Source organism: Pseudomonas sp. D47 (genome assembly GCF_045447305.1).
In the GTDB taxonomy this organism is placed as follows: domain Bacteria; phylum Pseudomonadota; class Gammaproteobacteria; order Pseudomonadales; family Pseudomonadaceae; genus Aquipseudomonas.
This window is the reverse complement of record NZ_JBJGXU010000003.1, coordinates 183693-210289: the sequence shown is the minus strand read 5'-3', so window position 1 is coordinate 210289 and position 26597 is coordinate 183693. Positions and strand designations below refer to the sequence as shown.

The following is a 26597-nucleotide window of genomic DNA, read 5'->3' as shown; positions in this document are numbered from 1 at the left end:
TGGCCGTAAGGGCGGAACCAATAGCCGCCGTTACCACAGCAACGGATATGTACTCATACCTACCTAAAAACCCCGTCAAAAGCTCAGCGCAACACAAAAATTTGCGTAGATACCCATGCGCATCGCAGGCAAGCCAGCTCCCACACGACCTTGGTCGACACTGACTAACCCCAAGCATCATGCGAGACTGTCTCACCGGGCCTGGAATGCCTGGGTGTTCTTATGCTCGGAGTTACCATGACGCTGTCCAGCGGGCTGATCGCCGCCGTTGCCCTGGCCTATATGGCCATTATGTTTGCCATCGCCTTTTACGGTGACCGCCGCCACGCGCCGTTGCCGCCGAAGGTGCGTGCGTGGGTGTACAGCCTGTCGCTGGCCGTCTACTGCACCAGCTGGACGTTCTTCGGCGCAGTAGGCCAGGCCGCCGAACAACTGTGGGCATTTTTACCGATCTATTTAGGACCGGTACTGCTGCTGGTGTTGGCACCTTGGGTGCTGCAGAAGATGATTCTGATCAGCAAGCAGGAAAACATCACCTCGATCGCCGACTTTATCGCCGCGCGCTACGGCAAATCCCAGTCCCTGGCGGTGGTGGTAGCGCTGATCTGCCTGGTCGGCGTGCTGCCCTACATCGCCCTGCAGCTCAAAGGCATCGTGCTGGGTGTGAACCTGCTGATCGGCTCCGGCCCCGACACCACCGGCACCCGCGCCCAGGACACCGCGCTGATCGTGTCGCTGGTGCTGGCGCTGTTCACCATCGTGTTCGGTACACGCAACCTCGACGCCACTGAACACCACCGCGGCATGGTGCTGGCGATTGCGTTTGAATCACTGGTCAAGCTGTTCGCCTTTCTCGCCGTCGGTGCGTTCGTGACCTACGGCCTGTACGACGGTTTCGGTGACCTGTTCAGCCAGGCGATGCTGGCGCCGCGCCTTGAGGAGTACTGGAAAGAAACCATCAACTGGCCGTCGATGGTGGTGCAAACCGGCGTGGCAATGATGGCGATTATCTGCCTGCCTCGCCAGTTTCACGTCACCGTAGTAGAAAACATCGACCCGCAGGATTTGCGCCTGGCCAAGTGGGTATTCCCGGCCTACCTGATCCTGGCCGCGCTGTTCGTCGTACCCATTGCCCTGGGCGGCAAAATGCTGCTGCCCGGTTCGGTATTGCCCGACTCTTACGTGATCAGCCTGCCCATGGCCCAATCGCATCCGGCCCTCGCCGTGCTGGCGTTTATCGGCGGCGCGTCGGCGGCAACCGGCATGGTGATCGTGGCCAGCATTGCCTTGTCGACCATGGTGTCCAACGACATGTTGCTGCCGTGGTTGCTGCGCCGCTCCGGCGCCGAGCGGCCGTTCGAAGTGTTCCGCCACTGGATGCTGTCGGTACGCCGGGTCAGCATTGTGATCATCCTGCTGCTGGCCTACGTGAGTTATCGGCTGCTCGGTTCCACCGCAAGCCTGGCGACCATCGGCCAGATTGCCTTCGCCGCCGTCACCCAACTAGCCCCGGCGATGCTCGGCGCACTGTACTGGAAGCAGGCCAACCGGCGGGGTGTATTTGCTGGGTTAGCGGCAGGCACCTTTTTGTGGTTCTACACCTTGGTCCTACCAGTGACCGCGAAAAGTCTTGGCTGGTCGCTCAGCCTTTTCCCCGGCCTGACGTGGATGCATTCACACCCCTTTGGCTTTTCCGTCACCTCGCTGACCCTGGGCACCGTGTTCTCGCTGGCGGGTAACTTCACGCTGTTCGTGTGGGTCTCGATGCTGTCGCGCACAAGGGTTTCCGAGCATTGGCAGGCCGGACGTTTTATCGGTCAAGAGACCAGCCAACGCGCCAGCGCGCGCTCAATGTTGTCGGTACAGATCAGCGACCTGCTCAGCCTGGCCGCACGCTTTGTCGGTGAAGAGCGCGCGCAGCAGAGCTTTATCCGCTTCGCCTATCGTCAGGGCAAAGGCTTTAACCCGAATCAGAATGCCGATAACGACTGGATCGCCCACACCGAACGCCTGCTGGCCGGTGTGCTCGGCGCTTCTTCGACGCGCGCTGTAGTAAAAGCCGCGATTGAAGGGCGGGAAATGCAGTTGGAGGACGTCGTACGCATCGCCGACGAAGCCTCCGAGGTGCTGCAGTTCAACCGCGCGCTGCTGCAAGGCGCGATTGAAAACATCACCCAGGGCATCAGCGTGGTCGACCAGTCGCTGAAACTGGTGGCCTGGAACCGGCGCTACCTGGAACTGTTCAACTACCCCGACGGCTTGATCAGCGTCGGCCGGCCGATTGCCGACATCATTCGCTACAACGCCGAGCGCGGCCTGTGCGGGCCGGGCGAAGCTGAAGTGCACGTGGCACGGCGCCTGCACTGGATGCGCCAGGGCCGCGCGCACACCTCCGAACGTTTGTTCCCGAATGGACGCGTGATCGAGCTGATCGGCAACCCGATGCCCGGCGGTGGGTTTGTCATGAGCTTCACCGATATCACCGCGTTCCGTGAAGCCGAGCAGGCGCTGACCGAGGCCAACGAGGGCCTTGAGCAACGGGTGACCGAGCGCACCCATGAACTGTCGCAACTGAATGTGGCGCTCACCGATGCCAAAGGCGTGGCCGAGTCCGCCAGCCAGTCGAAAACGCGCTTTCTGGCAGCGGTGAGCCATGACCTGATGCAACCGCTGAACGCGGCACGGCTGTTCTCCGCCGCCCTCTCCCACCAGAACGACGGCCTGTCTGCCGAAGCCCGCCAGTTGGTGCAGCACTTGGACAGTTCGCTGCGTTCCGCCGAAGACCTGATCAGCGACCTGCTGGATATCTCGCGCCTGGAAAACGGCAAGATCAACCCACAGCGCCAGCCCTTTGTGCTTAACGAGCTGTTCGACACCCTGGGCGCCGAATTCAAGGCTTTGGCCCACGAACAAGGCCTGCGTTTCCGCCTGCGTGGCAGCCGTTTACGGGTGGACAGTGACATCAAGTTGCTGCGGCGAGTCCTGCAGAACTTTCTGACCAACGCCTTCCGCTATGCCGACGGCCCAGTTCTACTTGGCGTACGCCGGCGCAAGGGTGAGCTGTGCCTGGAAGTGTGGGACCGCGGCCCGGGCATTCCACTGGATAAACAGCAGGTAATCTTCGAAGAGTTCAAGCGCCTCGACAGCCACCAGACCCGCGCCGAAAAAGGCCTGGGCCTGGGCCTGGCGATCGCCGATGGCTTGTGCCGAGTGCTGGGCCATCGCTTAAGCGTACGTTCGTGGCCGGGCAAAGGCAGCGTGTTCAGCGTGCGCGTGCCGTTGGCGCGTAACCAGGCCAGCCCAAAGGTCAAGCCGACGCTAGACAATGGGCTGCCATTGAGTGGCGCGCAGGTGCTGTGCGTAGACAATGAAGAGAGCATCCTGATCGGCATGCGCAGCTTGCTGACGCGCTGGGGCTGCGAGGTGTGGACCGCCACCGATCAGGCGCAGTGCGCAGCATTGCTGGCCGAAGGCATGCGCCCGCAACTGGCGCTGGTGGATTACCACCTGGACCATGGCGAAACGGGTACTGAGCTGATGGGCTGGCTGCGGGCGCAATTGGCCGAGCCGATTCCCGGGGTGGTGATCAGCGCCGATGGCCGGCCGGAAATGGTGGCCGAGGTGCACGCGGCGGGGTTGGACTATTTGGCCAAGCCGGTGAAACCTGCGGCGTTGCGGGCGCTGTTGAGTCGGCATTTGCCGCTGTAGGACGGCTGAGCACAATGCCCTGTGGGAGCTGGCTTGTCAGCTCCCACATTTTGGATTGCGTTTATTCCGGTAGATGCGCCACACCGTCTGAATCGGTCATGGCACGCTCAAGCAAATCCGCCGGCAGGCTTTTACTGGCGCGCGCACCCAGCAACTTTAATTGCTCGGTACGACTGACCAGATTTCCGCGTCCATCCGTCAGCTTGTTGCGTGCCGCGCTGTAAGCCTTATCCAGCTGTTGCAGACGGTTGCCCACCTCATCCAGGTCCTGGATAAACAGCACAAACTTGTCATACAGCCAACCGGCGCGCTCGGCGATTTCCCGCGCGTTCTGGCTCTGGCGCTCCTGCTTCCACAGGCTGTCGATCACCCGCAGGGTGGCCAGCAAGGTGGTGGGACTGACGATGACGATATGGCGGTCGAACGCTTCCTGGAACAGGTTCGGCTCAGCCTGCAACGCGGCGGAAAACGCCGCCTCTATCGGCACGAACAACAGTACGAAATCGAGGCTGTGCAAGCCTTCCAGGCGTTTGTAATCCTTACCGGCCAGGCCTTTGACGTGATTGCGCAGGGACAGCACATGCTGCTTGAGCGCCGCCTGGCCTATCACGTCATCATCCGCCGCCACGTATTGTTGATAGGCCGTGAGGCTGACCTTGGAGTCGACCACCACCTGTTTGTCGCCGGGCAACATGATCAACACGTCAGGCTGGAAGCGCTCGCCGTCCGGCCCTTTAAGGCTCACCTGAGTTTGGTACTCGCGGCCCTTCTCCAGCCCAGCATGTTCCAGCACGCGCTCAAGGATCAGTTCACCCCAGTTGCCCTGGGTTTTCTGGCCTTTGAGCGCGCGGGCGAGGTTGGTGGCTTCGTCCGACAGGCGCAGGTTCAGTTGCTGCAGGCGTTCAAGCTCCTTGGCCAGGGAAAAGCGTTCGCGCGCTTCGTTCTGGTAGCTTTCTTCAACGCGCTTTTCAAAGGACTGGATGCGTTCTTTGAGCGGGTCGAGCAACTGGCCCAGGCGTTCCTGGCTGGTTTCGGCAAAACGCTGTTCACGCTCGTCGAAGATCTTCCCGGCCAGCTCGGCGAATTGCGCGCGCAGCTCGTCCCGCGAGCCTTGCAGGTCGGCGAGGCGTTGTTGATGGCTTTCCTGCTGCTCACGCAGTTCGGCGCGCAGTGACGCCGACAGCGCATCAAGGCGGCGCAGCTCGGTTTCTTTGGCGCTGCGGTCGAGGTTCCAGGCGTGGGCGGCGTCGCGGGCGTTATCGCGGTCGATCTGCAGCAGTTCGACTTCACGGCGCACCGCGGCCAGGTCCGCTTGCTTGGCGGCGTTGGCCTGGCTCAGGTCACTGATTTCATCGCGGCTGGCATCCAGTTGCGCGGCCAAGCCCTCCTGGGCCAGTTGCGCGGTGGCCAGGCGCTCTTCCAGCAGCTCCCAACCGCTCATGCGCGCACTCAGCCGCCGCTGGATCTGCCAGCACACGGCCAATAACGGCACTGCAGCGCCAGCGAGGCCCAAGGCAATGCTGGTCCAGTCAAACACCATAGCCATTTCTGCCATCACCGAAAAAGAGCAAGGTTAACCAAGCATAGGGCTTGAGGACAGCTCAGTCTTCGACCTGCCCCAATTCGCGCTGGGCGCGGTGGTCGCCGGCACGGGCGGCCAGGCGCAACAGGTCGTGGCCGATACGGCGGTCGCGGGCGTTGCCGCACTCACGGCACATCAACTGGCCCAGGCGGCTCTGCGCGGCGACCACGCCTTCACGGGCCGGCTGCTTGAGTAAACGCCCGGCGAAATGCTTGATGTTGGTGTTGTGCCCCAGGTGCGGGCTGTCGAGCAGCCACAAGGCGACTTTTAAGGAGAAACGCTTGGGTGCGGTAACAGTTTGAGGGGTGTCGGTAACAGAAGGTGGTACTGAGCGAAACTTCATAAAGCACTGCGGGACAGAACGGAAGGCGCGCCACTCTACTCTTTTTTTCCTACAGGTAAAGCTGAAAAATCTCAGCACGCCCGTCCTAGAGCAAGCGCTTGGGACAATCCACAGAAGCTGTGGATAACTCAGTGGACAACCCGCCTTTAACTCGCGCAAAGCCCCATGGAACGGGGGCTGCAGTCAAACTGACGATTTTTTCACCAATAAAAAAAAGCGATATTTTTCATTGACTTAAATTTTCATCGCAGGCAAACAGCGCTGCTTCCAGGCGGTTGCCGGCGGGGTTACACACCTCGCAACTAATGTGCACAAGTACCCATCCACTGGTTATATCTCCGCCGTTTTTTACTTCAATGCGTCCGAAAAATGTTACCGGCGGTACAAACCGGGGGCCTTTTCAAAATTGCTTCGGCTCGCCACACTGCCTGACCTCCACGCAACCTTGTAAGGCTCGATGAAAGGAATTCTCTTATTCGCCATGTTGCTGCTGGCCATCTGTGCGATCTCATTGGGCATCAACGCAGCGCTGCCCTCACCCGACGGTGCACTGTTTGCCATCGCGATCCTGCTATCGGCAGCGTTTACCGCCGTGAGCCTGTGCATCGAACTGGGCGATGGCCGCATCAATGACATGCGCGACGTGATGAAGGTAATCGAAACCGGCCGCTCCTGGCGCCTGACCCTGGCGGCCTACGGGCTGGGCTGCTCACTGGTGGCGGCCGCGACGGTGCTGGTGTATCGCGGGCTGCTGGGCGGCTGATTGAAGTTTTTTGGTTAGCACACTTCCCTTGCGTGCTTCAATCCGTTACTATCCGCAACGTTAGTACCAAGCTGAAAGTCAATTCTGGTCGAACAACTCCCCTGAACAACACGGGATCGACCACCTCGATGGTTTCCAGGTATTTCTTGCGACGACACTGCCTTTGAACAAGCAAAGGGTGTCGCGAAGTTTCAATACTCTGACCGAACCAGCCTGCAAATTGATCAGGATCTTCACCCCGGGCCCAGAACCTTTGCCCATGTTGTGTTGCCTGCCCTCCTAAGTACCTACCTGCCAGCCCAAGCGCGCCTAACTTATTAGCGCTTCAAACTGGCTGCTTTGTTCCAGTCGGGTTCTTCGTTTGATCAATGGTGATCAGCGTCACTGGAACGTTTTAACGTTGCACGGTTCTTATCCGTGTCATTTGTAGGAACACCAATAATATGTCCACTCAAATCCACACTCAGGATGCCATTCGCACCCTCACTAACGCTTTTGCACCAATGAACTGCCTGATCATGGCCGCTCGCAAAGGCTGCTTCAGCTTCACCCTGGTCAACGAACACGGCATCGCTCGTCACAGCGAACGCCTGTACCCCGATCAATACTCCAGCGCAGAACCGCTGCAGGCCGTGATCGAGCGTACCCGTCAGGCATTGACTGCCTGATCGACCCGAGTCGCTGAAACACAAAAACCCTGCTTAAAACGCAGGGTTTTTTATTGCCTGAAATTCAGCATCGGAACACAAGTACTCAGTACGAATAGATATAAACGTTATAACTAAATGAAGAAGATGTTTTAAAAACAGTCCTTTACATCACAAATATGACACTACACTTCAACTCAAGCGGCATGATCCGCTTGCGACGAGCCTGAGATCCGATCCACTGCTGCCAAGCCCCCACCGTCTCAGGCATCGTCGACCACTTTCATGGACTGAGGCTTGTATGGGTATCGCCGCCAGCGAATTGTGTCGTTATGTGATCAGGCCGACGTTGATTTACCTCGGCCGCCATAACCCTGCAGCTGAAGCCCTGCTGTTGGGCATTGCCGCCAGCCAATCGGAACTCGGCTCGGCCCTGCATGACCGCCGCGGCCACGGCTTGTACAGCATCACCGAGCCACGCCACCGCGCCCTCTGGGACGATTACCTTGCGCGCGACCCCGAACGCGCCAGCCTGGTGCGCGGCCTGGCCAGCCAACACGCCTTCCTCAGCGCGCCCCAGCTGGAACTCACGGTTAACCTGCGTTACGCCACCGCCATCGCCTGGCTGCTGGTGGAGCAACACCGCCCTGCCCTGCCGCCACCGGGCGACGTATTAGGCATGGCGCGTATCTGGAAAGAAATATTTCACCCTCAAGGTCGGCTGCGGGATTTCACCCAAGCCTGGCAAACCTGTGTTTCACCCATGAATCAGGTCACTTGTTGATCAGGCGTTTTGCAAGATTCGGCTAAAAACGCTGATTTTGGTCTGATTGTCCTACAAAACCGCTCTATCTCCTACATTACAGCCTATAGCGCTAACTTAAATTTATTGATACTTTCCGCAGCGGTGATCACCACGGAGTTCTAATAATGAAAAAAGTAATGCTCAAGACCACACTTAGCCTCGCCGTTGCCATGGCTTCCTCCCAACTGTTCGCAAGCGGCTTCGCCCTCAACGAACAAGACGTCGCCGGTATGGGTACGGGTTTCGCAGGCCGGTCTTCTTCTGCCGAAAACGCCAGCACTGTCTTTGGTAACCCTGCCGGTATGGCTCGCCTCGAAGGCCAGCAAATCACCGGTGGCGTCGCCGCTATCGATGCATCGACCGACATCAAAGACGCCAGCGGCCGCTCACGCGGCAGTAACAAAGGGGACATGGTGCCGTTCACCGCTGTTCCTTTTGGTTTCTACACCAACAAACTTAACGACCAGTGGGCAGTCGGCTTCGGTGTTTACGCACCGTTCGGCCTGAAGACTGACTACGAACGTGGCTTCCAAGGCCGCGCATTCGGCAACAAGAGTGAAGTGGCTGTTATCACCTTCCAGCCGACTGTGAGCTACGCCTTCAACGACAAGGTGTCGATCGGTTTTGGTCCGACCATTAACCGCATTTCCGGCACCCTGGAGTCGCAACCAAGCCTCGCGGGGCTGCCGCTCCCAGGTCTGGCAGGCACCGGCGACAGCAAAATCAAAGTCAAAGGCGACGACACCGCGCTCGGCTTTAACGCCGGTATCCTGGTGCAAGCCACCGACACCACCCGTGTCGGCCTGACTTACCACTCGAAAGTGAAATACAAGCTCGAAGGCCACACCGACGTGACGCCAGGCGCCGGCGTTCCTGGCGGTTACCTGCGTGCCAACCGCTACGACGCTTCGCTGAAAGTCGACACCCCTGAATCCTGGGACGCTTCGGTTACTCAAGACCTGAGCGATGCCTGGAAGGTTTACGGTGGTGCGACCTGGACGCGCTGGAGCCGCCTGAAAGACATTACCGTCAACAACGAAGGTGTGACGGCAACGACCGGTGGTGCACTCGCACCGCGGATCGTCGGCCAGATCCAAGAGCCGCAAAACTGGCACGATACCTGGGCCTACGCCCTGGGTACCTCGTACCAAGTGACCAAGCAAGTGGTCCTGCGTACCGGCTTGACCTTCGACCAGTCGCCGACCAACAACACTGACCGTTCGCCGCGTATTCCTACCGGTGACCGGACTATCTTCAGTGTCGGCCTGGGCTACGCGGTGATGGATAACATGACCATCGACCTGGCTTACTCCTACCTCAAGGAAGAGCCGGTCAAGGTGAACAAACAGAACGCGCTGGGCCAGACCTATGCGTCCAAGTACGAAAACAGCGCCAACGGCTTCGGCCTGGGCATGACGTACAAGTTCTGATTCAAACCGTATAAAAAAGCCCCGCTCTCCTGCAAAGGAGGCGGGGCTTTTTAGTCGGCGATGATCAGGGTTTAGACGCAATCGCCTCTTCAACCGCCTTGATCAGCTCCGGGCTGTCCGGCTTGGTCAGGCTGGAGAAATTGGCGATCACCTTACCCTGGCGGTCGACCACGTACTTATAGAAATTCCACTTCGGCGCGTTGGTCTGCTGCGCCAGGACCTTGAACAAATGCACCGCATCCGGCCCCTTGACCTTCTGCGGCTCGGTCATGGTGAAGGTCACGCCGTAATTCACGTAACACACCTTGGCGGTCTCTTCGCCGGTCTTGGCCTCCTGCTTGAAGTCATCGGACGGCACGCCGATCACCTCCAACCCTTGTTCTTTATAGCGTTGATACAGGGCTTCGAGGCCTTTGAACTGTGGCGCGAAGCCACAGAAGCTGGCGGTATTGACGATCACCAGGGGGTTGCCGGCAAAGCGCTGGCACAGATCAATGAATTCCTTGGCCCGCAACTTGGGCAATTGGCCCTCCAGCAACGGCGGGCAGTTGGCAGCCATTGCTACACTGCCAGCAGCCATCAGGACGGGTACAGCGAGCCAGCGCATCAGCATGTCGAAAGTCCTTAATTCAGTTCAGACACAGAACTTAACAGATGGACATACCCAGTTGCATCAACGCGAGCCCACCCTGTTGCCAGCCCCACCAGGCCAGCCACAACAAAACCAGGCCTGCCGAAAGGGCCAGCCCGCGCAGCGTTACACTCATGCCGCCTCCATTTGCGTCAGGCGCGCCACTGGCCGCTCACGCACTGGCCAGTTCAGGGCCGCTGCAAGCAGGCTCAGCAGGATCGACACCTGCCAGATCAAATCGTAGTTGCCGGTTCGATCATAGACCACCCCGCCCAACCAGCCGCCGAGAAACGAACCGAGCTGGTGGAACAGGAACACAATCCCACCCAGCATCGAAAGGTTTCGCACGCCAAACAAGGTGGCGACGGTACCGTTGGTCAGCGGCACGGTGGACAGCCACAAAAAGCCCATCGCCATGCCGAACAGGTAGGCCGTGACTTCGGTCACCGGCGCCCACAAGAACAGCACGATCACCACCGCGCGCAGCAGATACAAGCCGGTGAGCAAGCGCGGCTTGGACATGCGCCCGCCGAGCCAGCCGGCGGTGTAGGTGCCAAACACGTTAAACAGCCCGATCAAGGCCAGCACCGTGGTGCCCACCGTGGCCGGCAGATGCTGGTCGACCAGATACGCCGGCAAGTGCACGCCGATAAACACCACCTGGAAACCGCAGACAAAAAAACCAATGGCCAGCAGCCAGAACCCAGAGTGGGAACAGGCCTCTTTCAACGCTTCGCGCAGGGTTTGCTGACCGGCCATCACCGGCAGCGGTTTGTCCTTGAGCATCGCCACCAGCGGCAGGATCAGCGCCACCATCAGGCCCAACGCCAGCAATGCAGCCGACCAGCCCAGCCAGCCGATCAGGCCCAAGGTGCCGGGCACCATGGCGAATTGGCCGAAGGAACCTGCGGCGCTCGCAACGCCCATGGCCATGCTGCGTTTTTCCGGCGGCACCGCGCGGCCGACCACCCCGAGAATCACCGAAAACGAGGTGCCCGACAGGCCGATCCCGATCAACAAGCCTGCACTGAGCGACAACGACCACGCCGAATCGGACATGCCCATCAACACCAGCCCCACGGCGTACAGCACACCGCCGACAAACACGGCTTTGGTCGCACCGAAACGATCGGCCAGGGCCCCGGTAAACGGCTGTGCCAGGCCCCAGATCAGGTTCTGCAGTGCAATGGCGAAGGCAAACGTCTCACGGCCCCAGCCGAATTCGCTGCTCATCGGCGCCAGAAACAGGCCAAAGCCGTGCCGCACACCCAAGGACAACGCCAGGATCAGCGCACTCCCCACAAGAACCCAGCCACTGGTGCGCCACATCGAGGTCATTCTTATTCTCCGTCGCGGGTATATACCCGCTTGTATTCGAATAAACTCGCGCTCAGGCGAGTTCGTCCAGCAAGGCCAACAAGGTTTCGCGCTTTTCGGCGCCTAACTGATCAATCAATTTCTGCTGCGCCGCTTCCCATGCCGGCAATGCGGCGGCCAGACGTTGCTCGCCGGCGACGGTCAGCACCACCAGGCGGTTGCGCAAGTCATCACCCTCGACCAACTGCACCAGGCCTTCGCCTTCCAATACCCGCAGGTTACGCCCCAAGGTACTGCGATCCAGGCCCATGGCTTCAGCCAGGCTGGAAATGCTCGGTTGATCCAGGCGTTGCAAGTTACACAGCAAAGAATACTGGGCGACGTTGATCCCGAAGCCGTCGAGAGCGCCGTCGTAGTGCCTGCTGACGCCACGGGCGGCGCGTCGCAGGTTGGTGCATAAACATTGGGAGGCAAGCATGGAAGGTGTATATACCCGCGATTATGGAAATGCAAGAAAGTGTTACAACGCCAAGCCGACCAACACCGCGACTTCCAACAGCTCCAACAGTGCGCCGGCCGTGTCGCCGGTGGTGCCGCCGAGCCGATTGACCATCAGTTGGCGCAGGCCGATAAAGCACAGGGCCGCGAGTAAAACAGCGATCCCGCCGCTGAAACCTCCGATCAGGATGCAGGCCAGGCCGCTGAGGATCAGCACCTGTTGGCCGACGATCCGCGGTAAATGATCTGACAACGCCTGCCCCAGACCTCCTGCACGCACATAGCGCGTGGTGAGGAACAGCGCCAGCATCGATGCACGTCCGATCAGTGGCGCGAGGATCAGCGCGGCACTGTTGTGTTGCTCGATCAAGGCCACCAATGCCGTGAACTTGAGCAGCAACACCAAGCCCAAGGTGACCACGGCAATCGGTCCGCTGCGCGGGTCTTTCATGATGGTCAGGGTGCGCTCACGATCGCCGAAACCACCGAGCCAGGCATCCGCGCTGTCGGCCAGGCCGTCCAGGTGCAAGCCTCCACTGAGCAGCACCCACGCCGTCAGTAACAGCGCGGCGTGCAGCAACAACGGGGCGCCCATCAACGCCGTGTTCAGGGCCCACAGCAGCAGCCCGAACAACAACCCGACCAGCGGATAAAACAGCAGCGAACGCCCCAGCTCCTGAGGCTGTGGCATGCCCGGCAGCCGAATCGGCAGGCTGCTGAGAAATTGCAGGGCGATCCAGAATGGCAGCATCGTCAGCGTCCTTCCTTCAACACGCCGTCGGCCGCCACCTGCAGGCTGAACAGCCCACCGTGGCCGACTTCGACATTCAGCAGTTGCTCGCGGGGCAAACCGCGCGCTTGCGCCAGCAGCAGACGCATGACGCCACCGTGGCTGATCAGCAACACGCGCTCGCCAGCATAAGCTTGATGCAAACGTGAGACAGCGCCGAGAACACGGTCGGAAAAGTCGCTGACACGCTCGCCTTCAGGCGGTGTGAAGCGATAGGGATCGGCCCAGAACAAGCCCAACCCTTCGGCATCGGTTTCCATCAGCGCGGCCGCGCTCTGCCCTTCCCAGGCGCCGAAGTGCAGCTCTTGCAGATCCTTTTCCAGACTCATGGGGAGCTTGAGCCGAGCACCTAACTCTTGGGCGAACAGCGCGCAGCGTTGCAGTGGCGAGCTGACCAACCGGTCCCACGGCCCCTGCTCCACCACAGCGGCGCGCATCTGCTCCCAGCCCTTGGCGGTGAGTGCGTCGTCCAGGCTGCCGCGCAGGCCACCGCCCAGCTCCGTTTCGCCGTGGCGCAGCAGGTCCAGGTGCAAGGTCATGCCGGGCGGTCCGCCACGGCGGCTTCGGCGAAGGTCGCCATCTGCCCGTGCAATGCGCACGCAAGGCGCAACAACGGCACCGCCAGCGCTGCACCGCTGCCCTCACCCAGGCGCAGGCCCAATTCCAGCAACGGTTGTGCGTCAAGGCGTTGCAGCACATGACGATGACCCGGCTCAGCGCCGCGATGGCCGAACACCAGCCACTCACGGCACGCTGGGTTCAAGCGGGTGGCAACCAACGCCGCAACCGTGCAGATAAACCCATCCACCAGCACCACGATGCCTTCCTGGGCGCAGGCCAGGTAGGCACCAACCAGCGCGGCAATTTCAAACCCGCCGAGGTTGAACAGGGTCTGCAACGCGTCGCCACGCTGCCCGGCATGCAACGCCAATGCGCGCTCGATGACGGCCACCTTGTGACTGACGCCTTGGGCATTTAAACCGGTGCCCGGACCGGTCAGGTCGCTGACCTGGCAGTCGAGCAACGCGCACGCCAAGGCGCTGGCAGCGGTGGTGTTGCCGATGCCCATCTCACCGCCGATAAACAACTGCGCGCCGCTCTCCAAGGCACGGCGCGCGCTGTCGCGACCGGCGTGCAGGGCCAAGCGACCCTGAGCCTCAGTCATCGCCGGGCCGTTGACGAAATTGGCCGTGCCCGCGCCGATGTTCAGGTGACGCACACCCGGCAGGTTCAGCGACGGCGTTACCGTCCCCAGGTCGACCACCTCCAGCTGCGCATCCAACTGCCGCGCCAATACGCTGATGGCCGCGCCGCCGGTGACAAAGTTGTGCAGCATCTGCCCGGTCACTTCCTGGGGAAACGCCGACACGCCTTCTGCGACCACACCATGATCACCGGCGAAAATCGCGATCCACACGTGGTCCACCAACGGCTTGACCTGGCCTTGCAAGCCGGCCAACTGCACCGCCACGGCTTCCAGCTGACCGAGAGAACCGGTCGGTTTGGTCAGTTGCTGTTGGCGAGCCAGCGCGTGTTCATGCGCCGAAGCGTCGACGGCCTTGCAGGGGTTGAGCCACCAAGTGTCAGTCATAACGCAGTACCTTTCAAAGTCAGGGGCAGGCCGGCGACGGTCAGGACAACACGCTGACAGCGCTCAGCCAAGGCTTGATGCAGCCAACCGGCTTCATCCACATAGCGGCGAGTCAATTCGCCCAGCGGCACGACACCCAGACCGGTCTCGTTGCTGACAAAAATGATTTCACCTGGCAACGAAGCCAGGGTTTCCAGCAGTTGGTCACGCTCAAGCGCCAGACGCGCCGGGTCTTCGAGCATCAGCAGATTGGTCAGCCACAGGGTCAGGCAATCCACCAACAGGCAGCGCTCGGCGGCGGCGTTTTCACGCAGAACGCGCGCCAATTCGATGGGTTCCTCGATCAAGCCCCAGTGATCGGGGCGACGCTGGCGATGCAGCGCGACGCGCTCGTTCATCTCACCGTCCAGCGGCTGGCTGGTGGCGATATAGGTAACGGGCAAAGCGCTCTCATTGGCGAGCTTTTCGGCGAGACGGCTCTTACCGGAACGGGCACCGCCGAGGATCAACTGATACATGGGAAGGCACCTTTATTGGCCGGCCGGTCGCTTGAAGTGGGCACCGTCAAATGTGGTGCATCAGTTGAATAGTGGCTGGCTGGCAGGCCGCCATCGCAGGCAAGCCAGCTCCCACAGAAAAGCAGATCTGCTTTTGATCTGGCCTTTGATCTGGCTGTTGATCTGGCTTTTGACTTTGATCTCAGTCGCCCCGTTAAACCACGCTGGCCGAACGCAGGCTTGAATCCGTGGGTAACCCGGCAGGACGCCGGGTTAGCCGCGCTGGGCCAAGGATGGCCCATCGCGGCGGCCCACGGATTCAAGCCTGCGTTCGGGCACACCGAGCCTAGGCGAGGTGCCGAGTGGTGGGGCGAAGACCTTTTGGTTACTTTTGGGTCTTTCCAAAAGTGACCCGCTGTAAGAGCGGAACCATAGGTCGCCGTTACCAAAGAAATGGATATGTACACCGACCCACCGCCTTCGCGAACAAGCCCGCTCCCACATTTAGGGCGTGGTGCATCAGTGCAATAGTGGTTGACTGGCAGACCGCCATCGCAGGCAAGCCCGCTCCCACCTAAAGTCCGTGTGTACACCGTCAAATCCCGCACAGCTTGCGCAATAAGCCGGTATCCAGATGGTTCTCCACCAAGTCCGCCAACCGCTCAATATCACGCTCGCGCAAAGCGTGGTAATCCACTTCCTGCACAGACTCCAAACCAGCCCAGCGCAATAGGGCGCTGCAAGCGGCCGGCGTCTCAAACAACCCATGCAGATAGGTGCCAAGAATCTGCCCGTCTTCACTCTGCGCGCCATCACTTCGGCCATCATCCAAAAACACCGCGGCACGCGACAAGCCACTGCCCGAGGTCACACCCGCATGGATCTCATAGCCACTGACCTCAGCATCCTCCAGCAACAACCGCCCACGCACATTGCGCAATTGCTTCTCTTGCTCCAGCGTCGTGCTGAACGCCAGCAACCCCAGCCCATCGCTGGACCCGGCCAGCCCTTCCAACCCCAGCGGGTCATGCACTTGCTCACCGAGCATCTGCAACCCACCGCAAATCCCCAACACCTTGCCGCCATAACGCAAATGCCGCGCCACGGCCGTGTCCCAGCCATTAGCGCGCAGGTACGCCAAATCGCTGCGCACACTTTTCGAACCCGGCAAGATAATCAGGTCAGCCGCCGGAATGGGCTGGCCCGGGCCGATAAACTGCAAATCCACCTGCGGATGCAGGCGCAACGGATCAAAATCCGTATGATTGCTGATACGCGGCAACACCGGCACCACCACGTTGAGCACCTGCGCGGCCTTGTCGATCTGGCGCTGGTCGATGCCGTCTTCGGCTTCCAGATGCAAGTCCATGACGTAAGGCAACACGCCCACCACTGGCTTGCCGGTGCGCGCTTCCAGCCAATCCAAACCTGGCTGCAACAGCGCAATATCGCCACGAAAGCGGTTGATGATGAAGCCCTTGACCCGCGCCTGCTCGGTCGGCGAAAGCAATTGCAGGGTGCCGACCAGATGGGCAAACACGCCACCGCGATTGATATCGGCGATCAGCAGCACCGGGCAATCCACCGCTTCGGCGAAGCCCATATTGGCGATGTCATTGGCGCGCAGGTTGATCTCTGCCGGGGAACCCGCGCCTTCCACCATCACCACCGGGTAGGCCTCGCTCAAACGCGCGTGGGAGGCCAGCACTGCCTGCATCGCAATGGCTTTATAGTCGTGATAGGCCACGGCGTTCATGCTGGTCACGGCGCGGCCATGGATGATCACCTGGGAGCCGGTGTCACTGTTGGGTTTGAGCAGCACCGGGTTCATGTCGGTGTGCGGCGCGAGGTTAGCGGCCTGGGCTTGCACGGCCTGGGCGCGGCCGATCTCGCCGCCTTCAGCCGTCACGGCGCTGTTGAGCGCCATGTTCTGCGGCTTGAACGGCGCCACCGCCACGCCCTGGCGCACCAGCCAGCGGCACAGCGCGGTCACCAGGGTACTTTTACCGGCGTCGGAGGTGGTGCCTTGCACCATCAGCGTACTCATGCGGCGTCCTTGTAGGCGGCCAGGGCCTCATCAAGTCGAAGCCAATCCGCCTCAGTGTCGGGCAGGCCGAAACGCAGGCTGCTGTCGTGGATAAACAGACGCAACAGAATGCCGCGCTGGGCCATGAATTCGTGCAGGCGTTCGGCGTGCGGCGTGATCAGCCATTGGAACAACGCGCAGCCGCCTTGGGGTTGAAAGCCGTGGCGCTCCAGCAGTTCAAATAGGCGCTGGCCGGCTTCGATGCAGCGATTACGCTGATGGGCATGCCCCGCCGTATCGCGCAGGCACACTTGGCCGAGCACCCGCGTCGGCCCGCTGACCGTCCACGGGCCGAGCTGTTCGGCCAACAATTTGAGCAGCTTGCGCTCCGCCAGCACAAAGCCCAGGCGCACACCGGCCAGGCCGAAGAATTTGCCGAACGAGCGCAACACAATCAGGCCGACTTGGTGGGTCTGGCTGGCCAGGCTCAAGTGCGGGGTGACGTCCATAAACGCTTCGTCCACCACCAGCCAGCCGCCGCGCTGGGCCAGTCGCGAGTGCCACTCCAGCAGGCGCTGCGGGGGCAGCCTCAGGCCAGTGGGGTTGTTGGGGTTGACCGCCACCAGCACATCGAGGCTGTCGAGAAAGAAGTCGACTTCCTGCTCCTGCACCTCGCGCACCACGTAACCGGCGCGACGCCAGGCTTCGGCGTGCTCGGCATAACACGGCGACAGCACGCCGACCTTGCCGGAACGACGCAAGCGCGGCAGCAATTGGATGGCTGCCTGGGAACCCGCCACCGGCAGCACGTGAGCAGCGCCGTAGTATTCGCTGGCGGCCTTCTCCAGGCCGTCATCGGTTTCCGGCAAGCGCGCCCAGGCCCGCAATGGGATCTCAGGGATCGGCCACGGCCAGGGCGCCAGGCCGCTGGACAGGTCGAGCCAATCCGCCTCGGCAATCCCGTACTGAATCACTGCCTTACGCAGCCGGCCACCGTGTTCAAGCATAGAATTGCGCCCCCGCGCAGAGGATCAACAGCCATAACCACACACCGCGCTGCACCAGTTGCCAGCCGCGGTCGATAGCGTCGGCATCCGCCGCCGGGCCTTCGCCCAGTTGCGGGCGCTGATGCAGCTCACCGTGATAAATCGCCGCGCCACCCAGTTCCACCCCCAATGCGCCCGCACCGGCGGCCATCACTGGCCCTGCGTTAGGGCTGTCCCACGTCGGGCCCTGGGTGCGCCAGCATTTGAGCGCTAGGCGGGTTTTGCCGAGTACGGCGTAGGTCAAAGCCACCAAGCGCGCGGGAATATAGTTGAGTACATCGTCGATCTTTGCCGCCGCCCAGCCGAAACGCTCAAAGCGCTCGTTGCGATAGCCCCACATGGCGTCGAGGGTGTTGCTCAGGCGATAGAGCACCACGCCCGGCACGCCAGCGACGACAAACCAGAACAGTGCTGCGAACACCGCATCGCTGCCGTTCTCCAGCACCGATTCGGTGGCGGCACGCGCGACTTCGGTGCTGTCCAGTTCGCTGGTCTGGCGGCTGACCAGGTAACTCACGCGCTTACGCGCTTCATCCAGGTCATCACTGCGCAACGCCTGGGCGACCGGGATCACATGTTCGCCAAGGCTGCGCATGCCCAGCGCCAGGTACAACGCCAGAATCTCCAACGCCCAGCCGATATACGGCGCCCATGACAACGCGGTGGCCAGCAGGGTCAGCGGCACCACCGCGACAAACCACGCGGTCACGCCGTGGCTGCGCCAGCCGCGGCCACCGCTGTTGAAACGCTGCTCGATGCGCCCGGCGAAGTTGCCGAACGCCACCAGCGGATGCCAGCGCTTGGGCTCGCCCAGCAGCGCATCCAGCGCCACGGCAGCGACACACAGCAAGGCCACACTCATTGACTCACTCCCCACACATTCTCATACAACATGTCACTCATCGGCCGTGGTTCGGTCCAGCCTTCGAGCTGCAACATCGGTGCCGGGTAGAACTCGGCGACCGGGCCCAGGCACAACACCGCCAGGGGTTTGGCACCGGGCGGCAAGCCCAGCAGGTCGGCCAGGGCTTGCGGTTCGAACAACGAGACCCAGCCCATGCCAAGGCCTTCGACACGAGCCGCCAGCCACAGATTCTGGATCGCGCAGGACAACGACGCCATGTCCATTTCCGGCAAGGTGCGACGGCCAAAGATATGGCGTTCGCGGTCATCCATCAGCGCCGCCACCAACACTTCGGCGCAGTCGTGGATGCCTTCAACCTTGAGCTTCATGAATTCATCGGAGCGCTCGCCCAGCGCCTCGGCGGTGCGCACGCGCTCTTCTTCCACCAGTTGCTGAATCTGCCCGCGCAATGGGCGGTCGCTGATGCGGATAAACCGCCAGGGCTGCATCAAGCCGACGCTGGGCGCCTGGTGCGCGGCCTGGAGCAGGCGGTGCAGCAAGTCGGGGGCCACGCTGCCACCTGTGAAGTGGCGCATGTCGCGGCGTTCGGCGATGGCGCGGTAGACGGCGTCGCGTTCGGCTTGGGGGTAGGCGTTGTCAGTCATGGCCCTATCGCGGGCAAGCCCGCTCCCACATTTTGATTTGCGAACGCTGTCGATGTGGGAGCTGGCTTGCCTGCGATAGCACTCTCAAGGCTCGGCGCAAACAAAGCAGCCACCGCCGTAGGGTTGGAGGGAAAGTAAAAGTGCACGTAGGAAGCCGTCATCCGCCCCTGTCGGTAAACCGCCTCAGCACCGCGCCCGCCGTTAGGGCTAAGCCCACGAGCAATTGGCTGCCACTCAGTACTGGTCAGGGAATGGTGATAGGTGTGACCGCGCAGTACGCCTTCCGGCAACTCGACGCTTTGCAGGGCCAGGGCTGCGAGTTTCTTTTGCATCACCGCATCACCTTGCAACAGGCCGACCAGTTCGGCACGGGTGCCGTCGACATCGGTGAGCGAGTCCAGTAAATAAAGCATGCCGCCACATTCGGCGAGCATGGGTTTACCGGCGGCGTGATGGGCGCGGATCGCGTCGAGCATCAGGGTGTTTTCCGACAGCGCCTGGTGGTGCAATTCCGGGTAACCACCGGGCAAATAGAGGCTGTCGGCGTCAGGTAATTCGCTATCGTGAATCGGCGAGAAGAAGCACAACTCGGCGCCCATCGCCCGCAGCAGGTCGAGGCTGGCGCCATAGGTGAAGGCAAAGGCTTCGTCACGGGCGACAGCGATGCGCACGCCAGCCAGCAAGGGCTCGGCTTCGATCACTTCAGGCGCGGCGAAGGTCACCGGTGGCGGCAAGGCGACTTCGCAACTGCTGCCCAGGGCTTGGGCGGCGGCGTCCAGGCGCACGTCGAGGTCATTCAATTCGCTGGCTTGCACCAGACCCAGGTGGCGGCTGGGCAATTCGATCCCGGTTTCCCGCGACAGCGCGCCGTACCAGCGCAGGCCTTCGGTGAGGCTGCCTTCGAGCAATTGTGCATGGCGCAGGGTGCCGACGCGGTTGGCCAGCACGCCGGCGAACGGCAGGTCGGGCTGATAGCGCGCCAAGCCCAAGGCCAGCGCACCAAAGGTCTGGGCCATGGCGGTGCCGTCGATCACCCCGAGCACCGGCACGCCAAAGTGCCGCGCCAGGTCAGCGCTGGAGGGCGTGCCGTCGAACAGGCCCATCACGCCTTCGATCAGGATCAGGTCGGCTTCGCCCGCCGCCTCCCACAGCAAACGGCGACTTTCCTGCTCACCGACCATCCACATGTCCAATTGATACACCGGCGCACCGCTGGCGCGTTCGTGGATCATCGGGTCAAGAAAGTCCGGCCCGCATTTGAACACGCGCACCTTGCGCCCCAGGTTGCGGTGCAAACGCGCCAGCGCGGCGGTGACGGTGGTTTTGCCTTGGCCGGACGCCGGTGCGGCGATCAGGACGGCCGGGCAATGACGGGGCTGATTCAAAGTTCGACGCCCTTCTGTGCCTTGATACCGGCCTGGAACGCGTGCTTGAGCATGCCCATTTCGGTGACGGTGTCGCCCATTTCGATCAGCTCAGGCTTAGCGCCACGGCCGGTGACCACCACGTGCTGCATCGGCGGGCGGGCTTGCAGGTCGCTGAGTACCTGGTCCAGATCAAGGTAGCCGTGCTTGAGGGCGATGTTCAGTTCATCCAGCACCACAAGGCCGATGGAAGGGTCTTGCAGCAGTTCGCGGGAAACTGCCCAGGCGGCTTCGGCGGCGGCGATGTCGCGCTGGCGGTCCTGGGTTTCCCAGGTGAAGCCTTCGCCCATCACGTGAAAGCGCACTTGCTCGGGGAAGCGGCGGAAGAACAGTTCCTCACCGGTGCTGTTGCGCCCCTTGATGAACTGCACCACGCCGCACTGCATGCCGTGGCCCATGGCGCGGGCGAGCATGCCAAACGCCGAACTGCTCTTGCCTTTGCCGTTGCCGGTCAATACCAGCAGCAAGCCGCATTCGCTCGGGGAATTGGCGATACGTTCATCGATCACGGCTTTTTTGCGCAGCATGCGCGCCAGGTGGCGTTCGTCGCGGTCGGGGGAATCGGTCATGACAGCTCTCCGTTGGGGCTGGACAAAAACGGCGGGCAGGAAAAAGAAATAACAGACAGCCAAGCATCGCCCACCGTGATGCTGTTGGATGTTTCAGGCCGGTCTCCGGACTCATGAGTGGCCTCCCTTTATAGAAAGCAGGCCAACGGTGCGCCTTCCCATATCACGTAGATACAGTGGCAAAAGGCACCGTTTTCACTCATTTACCGTTGCGGGGGCAGCGCCGGAATTGCGGCAGCACTGTGTAGAAGTGCGCTCACTCACCGGCTTCCCTGTTTCACTCTGTCGACCCACCGGTCACAGAGCACCTGGAACAAGCCGCGAAGGTTAGTGGGTTGGGGGTGGAGCGTCAATTAAAGCTGGCCTTGTACTGGAACGATCTGACCGGCAAACACCTCTACCCTTACAGGTATTAAGGAGAAAACCATGCATAAAACCAGACTCGCCCTACTGATCATGCTGGCAGGCACCCTCGCCGCCTGCGGTGAAAGCTCTACTCTGAAGGTCTCAGACGGCACCGGGCCCTCGCCTAAGCTGCCGGAGCCGAACAAAACCCTGATCCCCACCGTGAATATCGCCCCGGCGATTGGCTGGCCAGAGGGCGCGAAGCCGACAGCCGCAGCCGGTACTCAGGTCGCGGCATTTGCCGAAGGCCTGGACCACCCGCGCTGGCTGTATGTGTTGCCCAACGGTGATGTACTGGTGGCAGAAACCAACGCCCCGCCCAAGCCGGATGACTCCAAGGGCATTCGCGGCTGGGTGATGGAAAAGGTCATGGGCCGCGCCGGCGCCGGCGTGCCGAGCCCGAACCGCATCACGCTGCTGCGTGATGCCAACCACGACGGCGTCGCCGAAACGCGCACGGTGTTCCTGGAGAACCTCAACTCGCCGTTCGGCATGACCTTGGTCGGCAACGACTTGTATGTCGCCGACTCGGACAAGCTGTTGCGCTTTCCTTATCAGCCGGGCGAAACCGCAATCAAGGCCGCCGGCACCAAAGTGGTCGACTTGCCCGGCGGCAGCATTAACCACCACTGGACGAAAAACGTGGTGGCCAGCAAGGACGGCAGCAAGTTGTATGTGAGTGTCGGCTCCAACAGCAACGTCGGCGAGAACGGCTTGGCGGCGGAAGAAGGTCGCGCGGCGATCTGGGAAGTCGACCGCGCCACCGGCCAGCACCGCATTTTTGCCTCCGGCTTGCGTAACCCCAACGGCATGGCTTGGGAACCGCAGAGTGGCAAACTGTGGACGGCGGTGAATGAACGCGATGAAATCGGCAGCGACCTGGTGCCGGACTACATCACTTCGGTCAAGGACGGCGCGTTTTATGGCTGGCCGTTCAGTTACTACGGGCAGCATGTGGATATACGCGTTTCACCGCAGAATCTGGACCTGGTCGCCAAGGCCATCGCCCCGGACTATGCGGTGGGCCCGCACACTGCGTCTTTAGGCCTGACCTTCGCTGAGGGCAGCAAACTCCCGGCGCAGTTCAGCAACGGCGCGTTTATCGGCCAGCATGGTTCGTGGAACCGCAAGCCGCACAGTGGCTACAAGGTAATTTTCGTGCCGTTTGAGGGTGGTCAGCCTAAAGGGCAGCCGGTGGATGTGCTGACGGGGTTCCTCAACAGTGATGAGAAAGCCATGGGCCGGCCGGTGGGCGTGGTAATTGATCAGCAGGGGGATTTGCTGGTGGCCGATGATGTGGGGAATAAGGTGTGGCGGGTGTCGGCGGCTAAGTAAGACGCCATAAAACCAATGTGGGAGCGGGCTTTTGTGGGGGTTGGCTTGCCTGCGATGGCATCAACTCGGTTTAACGATAAGACCGAGGTGCCTGCATCGCGGGCAAGCCCGGCTCCCACAAAAGCCCTCCTCCCACATTTTGATTTCTAGGGGTTGCGCGCCAGATTCGCAGGCAATACACGCTTGGCGCTCAAATAAGCATTCTGCCAATAGGCCTTGGACAGGGTATCGAGCTTCACCGTACCGCCGGTTTGCGGTGCATGTACGAATCGCCCTTCGCCCACGTAGATACCCGCGTGGCTTACCTGTGAGCCGCCGCCGGTCGCGAAGAAGATCAGGTCACCGGTCTGCAGGTTGTTTTCGCTCACATCCTGGGCACGCATCACGATCAATTCACGGGTGGTGCGCGGCAGGCTGATGCCCGCAGCGTCACGGTAGACAAACCCGATTAAGCCGCTGCAATCAAACCCGGAGTCCGGCGTGTTACCGCCCCAACGATAAGGCGTGCCGACCAGGCCCAGCGCACGGAAGAGCACGTCTTCGGCTGCCGGCGAGAAATTTTGCGTGGAATAGTTGAACACCGGCTTAGGCTTGACCGCTACAGGCGCGGGCGGCGGTGGTCGGCTTGCGCAGGCGCTGAGAAGCGCGGCGCACACCAGAAGAATGAGGCGGGCTGAGGTCGACATGGGCAGAACAATCCTGGTCTGGATGCGGCTTTCGCTGCCGAGCGCTGAAAACCAGAACGCGCAAGCAAAGCTCGCGCGAACGGATTACAACAATGTCCAGGGATTCTAGCGCTTACACGTCAAACTTCAAGTATCACTTTAACTTTACTTACTAGCGGTAACCGTAGTCGGGGCCATGGCGAGTGCGCGCTTGGCTTCGATGAAGGTTTTGCTCCAGTAGCTGTCACCCAGGTTGTCGACTCGAACACCGCCACTGCGACGGCTGCTGGAGTGGATAAACTGGTTATCGCCCAAGTAGATACCGGCATGGCTCACACGACCACGGCCAGCCGTACTAAAGAAAAGCAGATCACCGGGCTTAAGGTTCTTGCGTGCGACCAACGGTGCATCCACGTTGATCATTTCGCGCGTGGAGCGAGGCAGATTCATGCCCGCTTCTTCACGGAACAGATAGCCGATGAAGCCGCTGCAGTCGAAACCGGCTTCGGAGGTGCCGCCGAAACGGTAACGGGTACCGATCAGGGACATGCCGCGTTCGAGGATGCTGTCGGCCAGAACTGGAAGCTGGTAAGGCTTGCTGCCGGCGAAGGCGGCGAGTTCTTTCTCAGTTGCCTGCTCTTCTTTATAGAGAGCTTCCTGATAGACAGTGGAAGACTGCGCTGCAACGAATTTTGCCTGAGACTGTTGTGCTGGTTTTTGCTGCTCAGCCACGTTTTGAGTGTGGGTGGCGCAACCAAACAACAGGGTAACGAGTGCGAGAGGCACGAGGGGTGCGAAGCGATTTAGCATGGGCACGACCGTGGCTGATGTGTAAAGAAGCCGAGACTATGCCCTCTATCACATCGATTTGCAAATTCAATCGTGATCTATGTGACTTCTTGTTTGGACTATGACATCTAAGCCCTTAATACCCTATACGCGCCTTTTGCGTGGCTAAAGCGGCCCAAACGCAGGTTTTCTGGCGCCTGAAATTTGCCGAAAGCCCCGTAATACAAGGGCTGGCTACCAGCCGAGGGTTTCCTTGAGGAAAGGAATGGTGAGCTTGCGCTGAGCCTGCAAAGAGGCCTGATCGAGTTGTTCGAGCAAATCGAACAACGCGCTCATGCTGCGGGTGCCACGGGTGAGGATAAAGTGCCCGACCTCATCGGTGAGGTGCAAGCCGCGACGGGATGCGCGCAATTGCAAGGCGCGCAGTTTGTCTTCGTCGGACAGCGGGCGCATCTGGAAGATCAGCGCCAGGGTCAGGCGCGACTTGAGGTCGGCCAGCTTCACTGGCAGCTCACGTGGCGAGGTGGACGCGGCGATCAACAGGCGCCGGCCGCTGTCACGCAAGCGATTGAACAGGTGAAACAGCGCCTCTTCCCAATCCGCCTTACCGGCAATCGCCTGAAGATCATCCAGGCACACCAACTCGTATTGCTCCAGGTGGTCGAAGATCCCGATACCCCGGTCCATCAACTCAGCCAATGGCAGGTACACCGCCGGCTCACCCATTTGCTCGAAGCGCAGGCACGCGGCCTGCAACAGGTGGGTACGCCCCACGCCGTGCTTGCCCCACAGGTAGATCAGGCTTTCAGTCCACCCGGCGTCGGCTTCGCAGAGCCGCTCGACATAGCCGAGTGCAGCGGCATTGGCGCCTGGGTAGTAATTGATAAAGGTGGCGTCGTCACGCAGACGCACACCCAAGGGCAGCTGAATCGGTTTCATGCTGACTGAACGGCTCCAAACGAACCGTTAGTGGCCTCTGTGTAAAGTTTGCAAAGTTTATACCCGTGACGCCGGGCGCACAATGCAGCAGACCACAAGCAAAATCAAAGGTTTGCGTTAACTTGGGGCGATTTGCGCAAATAGTTTGACACCACCTTCCAAAAACAACAAACCCGGCCTGGGCCGGGTTTGTGACGAAGCGGTTACAGATCGGGGTCTTCAGCCCCGGTATACACATCCGAATCTTTATACAAATCGTGCACATGACGCACCAGCACCATGATCACCGCCGCCACCGGCAGCGCCAGCAGGATGCCGGTGAAACCAAACAGCTCACCGCCCGCCAGGATCGCAAAGATCACCGCCACCGGGTGCAGGCCGATCCGGTCACCCACCAGCAGCGGCGTCAACACCATGCCTTCAAGGGCCTGGCCGACCATGAACACCGCGACAATCCCGAGCATCGGGTACAGGTCGCCGCCAAACTGGAACAACCCGGCCACCAGTGCCGCGCCAATGCCGATCACGAAGCCCATATAAGGCACGATAGCGGCCAGGCCGGCGATCAAGCCGATCAACAGGCCCAGCTCCAAGCCAATCGCCATCAGGCCGGCGGCGTAGATAATCCCCAGGGCCAGCATCACCAGCAACTGACCACGCACGAACGCGCCCAGTACCTCATGGCACTCTTCGGCCAGGGAAACGATGCGCTCTTCGCTGTTGCGCGGCAGCAGGCTGCGGATTTTGGCCATCATCAGGTCCCAGTCACGCAGCAGGTAGAACGCCACCACTGGGATCAGCACCAAGTTGGTCAACCAGCCAATCAACGCCAGGCTGGATGCCGTGGCCTGGCTGAGCACGACACCGACGATATCGGTGGTCTGACCCATGTGCTCACTGATCGCCGCCTTGACCTTGTCGAACTTCCAGAAGCCATCAGCCAGGCCCAACTTGGCCTGGGCCCACGGCATTGCCGTGTGCTGCAACCAATCGAGCATCTGCGGCGCCAGTTCATACAAGCGAAACAGCTGCTTGGCCAGCATCGGCACCAATACCAGTACCAATGCTGTGATGACCAACGTGAACAGCGCAAACACCGCCACCACACCCAAGGTCCGCGACAGGCCGGCTTTCTCCAGGCGATCCACCACCGGATCGAACAGATAGGCGAGCAGCAGCGCCACCAGGAACGGCGTCAGGATCGAATGCAGTAAGAACACAAAAACGCACAGCAGGACAATCCCGCCAAGCCACACCCAACGACGCGTATCCGCCATAAACCACTCCA

25 protein-coding genes and 1 riboswitch are annotated in these 26597 nt (G+C 61.0%); of the genes, 6 read left to right on the top strand and 19 right to left on the bottom strand.

Annotation, left to right across the window (positions count from 1 at the left end; translation table 11 throughout):
• The first annotated feature begins 237 nt into the window (after nucleotides 1-237).
• Complete coding sequence (locus ACI77I_RS04830) at nucleotides 238-3708, top strand: PAS domain-containing hybrid sensor histidine kinase/response regulator (protein WP_094950300.1); 3471 nt, start codon at nucleotides 238-240, stop codon at nucleotides 3706-3708.
• Between the two features lie 61 nt (nucleotides 3709-3769).
• Here ACI77I_RS04830 and rmuC read toward each other — a convergent pair whose 3' ends face one another.
• On the bottom strand, nucleotides 3770-5134 hold the full coding sequence (gene rmuC / locus ACI77I_RS04825; RefSeq protein WP_406997057.1) for a DNA recombination protein RmuC: 1365 nt from the start codon (nucleotides 5132-5134) through the stop codon (nucleotides 3770-3772).
• A 175-nt stretch (nucleotides 5135-5309) separates the two neighbouring features.
• The gene (locus ACI77I_RS04820; RefSeq protein ID WP_094950298.1) at nucleotides 5310-5633 is read right to left on the bottom strand and encodes a sel1 repeat family protein; all 324 of its coding nucleotides are present in this window, start codon (nucleotides 5631-5633) and stop codon (nucleotides 5310-5312) included.
• 457 nt (nucleotides 5634-6090) lie between these two features.
• On the opposite strand from ACI77I_RS04820, the gene ACI77I_RS04815 reads away from it, so the two are divergent.
• The 4 genes from ACI77I_RS04815 (at nucleotide 6091) to ACI77I_RS04800 (ending at nucleotide 9278) form a co-directional block, all read left to right on the top strand.
• Entirely contained in the window at nucleotides 6091-6396 is a 306-nt protein-coding gene (locus ACI77I_RS04815) for a hypothetical protein (protein ID WP_094950297.1), read from the top strand.
• 443 nt (nucleotides 6397-6839) lie between these two features.
• Nucleotides 6840-7064 carry a hypothetical protein gene (locus ACI77I_RS04810; protein WP_071482924.1) on the top strand — a complete coding sequence of 75 codons (225 nt, stop codon included), beginning with the start codon at nucleotides 6840-6842 and terminating at the stop codon, nucleotides 7062-7064.
• A 280-nt stretch (nucleotides 7065-7344) separates the two neighbouring features.
• Nucleotides 7345-7827, top strand: a complete 483-nt coding sequence (locus ACI77I_RS04805; protein WP_242151651.1) for a hypothetical protein — start codon at nucleotides 7345-7347, stop codon at nucleotides 7825-7827.
• Between the two features lie 146 nt (nucleotides 7828-7973).
• Nucleotides 7974-9278, top strand: a complete 1305-nt coding sequence (locus tag ACI77I_RS04800; RefSeq protein WP_242151654.1) for an OmpP1/FadL family transporter — start codon at nucleotides 7974-7976, stop codon at nucleotides 9276-9278.
• 64 nt (nucleotides 9279-9342) lie between these two features.
• Here the strand turns inward: ACI77I_RS04800 and ACI77I_RS04795 are convergent, their stop codons facing one another.
• The 13 genes from ACI77I_RS04795 to cobO form a co-directional block, all read right to left on the bottom strand.
• Nucleotides 9343-9891 carry a glutathione peroxidase gene (locus tag ACI77I_RS04795; protein WP_406997054.1) on the bottom strand — a complete coding sequence of 183 codons (549 nt, stop codon included), beginning with the start codon at nucleotides 9889-9891 and terminating at the stop codon, nucleotides 9343-9345.
• Between the two features lie 150 nt (nucleotides 9892-10041).
• Nucleotides 10042-11247, bottom strand: coding sequence for an MFS transporter (locus tag ACI77I_RS04790; protein WP_406997053.1), 1206 nt, complete (start codon nucleotides 11245-11247; stop codon nucleotides 10042-10044).
• Between the two features lie 52 nt (nucleotides 11248-11299).
• Complete coding sequence (locus ACI77I_RS04785; protein ID WP_083357456.1) at nucleotides 11300-11704, bottom strand: MarR family winged helix-turn-helix transcriptional regulator; 405 nt, start codon at nucleotides 11702-11704, stop codon at nucleotides 11300-11302.
• Between the two features lie 42 nt (nucleotides 11705-11746).
• A complete protein-coding gene (locus tag ACI77I_RS04780; RefSeq protein ID WP_094950292.1) occupies nucleotides 11747-12475 on the bottom strand; it encodes an adenosylcobinamide-GDP ribazoletransferase in 729 nt (242 codons plus the stop codon).
• Nucleotides 12476-12477: 2 nt separating this feature from the next.
• Entirely contained in the window at nucleotides 12478-13053 is a 576-nt protein-coding gene (cobC, locus tag ACI77I_RS04775; protein WP_263273724.1) for an alpha-ribazole phosphatase family protein, read from the bottom strand.
• Nucleotides 13050-14105 (bottom strand): nicotinate-nucleotide--dimethylbenzimidazole phosphoribosyltransferase, encoded by a 1056-nt coding sequence (gene cobT, locus ACI77I_RS04770; RefSeq protein WP_406997052.1) that lies wholly within the window; start codon nucleotides 14103-14105, stop codon nucleotides 13050-13052. The genes cobC and cobT overlap by 4 nt, the downstream gene beginning before the upstream one ends.
• Nucleotides 14102-14623 (bottom strand): bifunctional adenosylcobinamide kinase/adenosylcobinamide-phosphate guanylyltransferase, encoded by a 522-nt coding sequence (gene cobU / locus ACI77I_RS04765; RefSeq protein ID WP_406997051.1) that lies wholly within the window; start codon nucleotides 14621-14623, stop codon nucleotides 14102-14104. The genes cobT and cobU overlap by 4 nt, the downstream gene beginning before the upstream one ends.
• A gap of 574 nt (nucleotides 14624-15197) precedes the next feature.
• Nucleotides 15198-16649, bottom strand: coding sequence for a cobyric acid synthase (locus tag ACI77I_RS04760; RefSeq protein ID WP_094950288.1), 1452 nt, complete (start codon nucleotides 16647-16649; stop codon nucleotides 15198-15200).
• A complete protein-coding gene (gene cobD / locus ACI77I_RS04755) occupies nucleotides 16646-17635 on the bottom strand; it encodes a threonine-phosphate decarboxylase CobD (protein WP_406997050.1) in 990 nt (329 codons plus the stop codon). The genes ACI77I_RS04760 and cobD overlap by 4 nt, the downstream gene beginning before the upstream one ends.
• The gene (gene cbiB / locus ACI77I_RS04750; RefSeq protein WP_094950286.1) at nucleotides 17628-18536 is read right to left on the bottom strand and encodes an adenosylcobinamide-phosphate synthase CbiB; all 909 of its coding nucleotides are present in this window, start codon (nucleotides 18534-18536) and stop codon (nucleotides 17628-17630) included. Before cbiB ends, cobD begins: the two co-directional genes overlap by 8 nt.
• The gene (gene bluB, locus ACI77I_RS04745) at nucleotides 18533-19183 is read right to left on the bottom strand and encodes a 5,6-dimethylbenzimidazole synthase (protein WP_406997049.1); all 651 of its coding nucleotides are present in this window, start codon (nucleotides 19181-19183) and stop codon (nucleotides 18533-18535) included. Before bluB ends, cbiB begins: the two co-directional genes overlap by 4 nt.
• Complete coding sequence (locus ACI77I_RS04740; RefSeq protein ID WP_406997048.1) at nucleotides 19180-20568, bottom strand: cobyrinate a,c-diamide synthase; 1389 nt, start codon at nucleotides 20566-20568, stop codon at nucleotides 19180-19182. The genes bluB and ACI77I_RS04740 overlap by 4 nt, the downstream gene beginning before the upstream one ends.
• Nucleotides 20565-21176: a cob(I)yrinic acid a,c-diamide adenosyltransferase gene (cobO, locus tag ACI77I_RS04735; protein WP_242151671.1), complete on the bottom strand. Its 612-nt coding sequence runs from the start codon at nucleotides 21174-21176 to the stop codon at nucleotides 20565-20567. Before cobO ends, ACI77I_RS04740 begins: the two co-directional genes overlap by 4 nt.
• A gap of 78 nt (nucleotides 21177-21254) precedes the next feature.
• Nucleotides 21255-21503, bottom strand: a riboswitch (cobalamin riboswitch).
• A 99-nt stretch (nucleotides 21504-21602) separates the two neighbouring features.
• On the opposite strand from cobO, the gene ACI77I_RS04730 reads away from it, so the two are divergent.
• On the top strand, nucleotides 21603-22916 hold the full coding sequence (locus ACI77I_RS04730; protein WP_094950282.1) for a sorbosone dehydrogenase family protein: 1314 nt from the start codon (nucleotides 21603-21605) through the stop codon (nucleotides 22914-22916).
• A gap of 146 nt (nucleotides 22917-23062) precedes the next feature.
• On the opposite strand, the gene ACI77I_RS04725 is transcribed toward ACI77I_RS04730, so the two are convergent.
• From ACI77I_RS04725 to ACI77I_RS04710, 4 genes are all read right to left on the bottom strand, one after another.
• Nucleotides 23063-23602 (bottom strand): C40 family peptidase, encoded by a 540-nt coding sequence (locus ACI77I_RS04725; protein ID WP_094950281.1) that lies wholly within the window; start codon nucleotides 23600-23602, stop codon nucleotides 23063-23065.
• A gap of 144 nt (nucleotides 23603-23746) precedes the next feature.
• A complete protein-coding gene (locus ACI77I_RS04720) occupies nucleotides 23747-24391 on the bottom strand; it encodes a C40 family peptidase (RefSeq protein ID WP_242151674.1) in 645 nt (214 codons plus the stop codon).
• Nucleotides 24392-24604: 213 nt separating this feature from the next.
• On the bottom strand, nucleotides 24605-25309 hold the full coding sequence (gene hda / locus ACI77I_RS04715) for a DnaA regulatory inactivator Hda (RefSeq protein WP_017134884.1): 705 nt from the start codon (nucleotides 25307-25309) through the stop codon (nucleotides 24605-24607).
• Between the two features lie 203 nt (nucleotides 25310-25512).
• Entirely contained in the window at nucleotides 25513-26586 is a 1074-nt protein-coding gene (locus ACI77I_RS04710) for an AI-2E family transporter (protein ID WP_094950279.1), read from the bottom strand.
• Nucleotides 26587-26597: the final 11 nt, after the last annotated feature.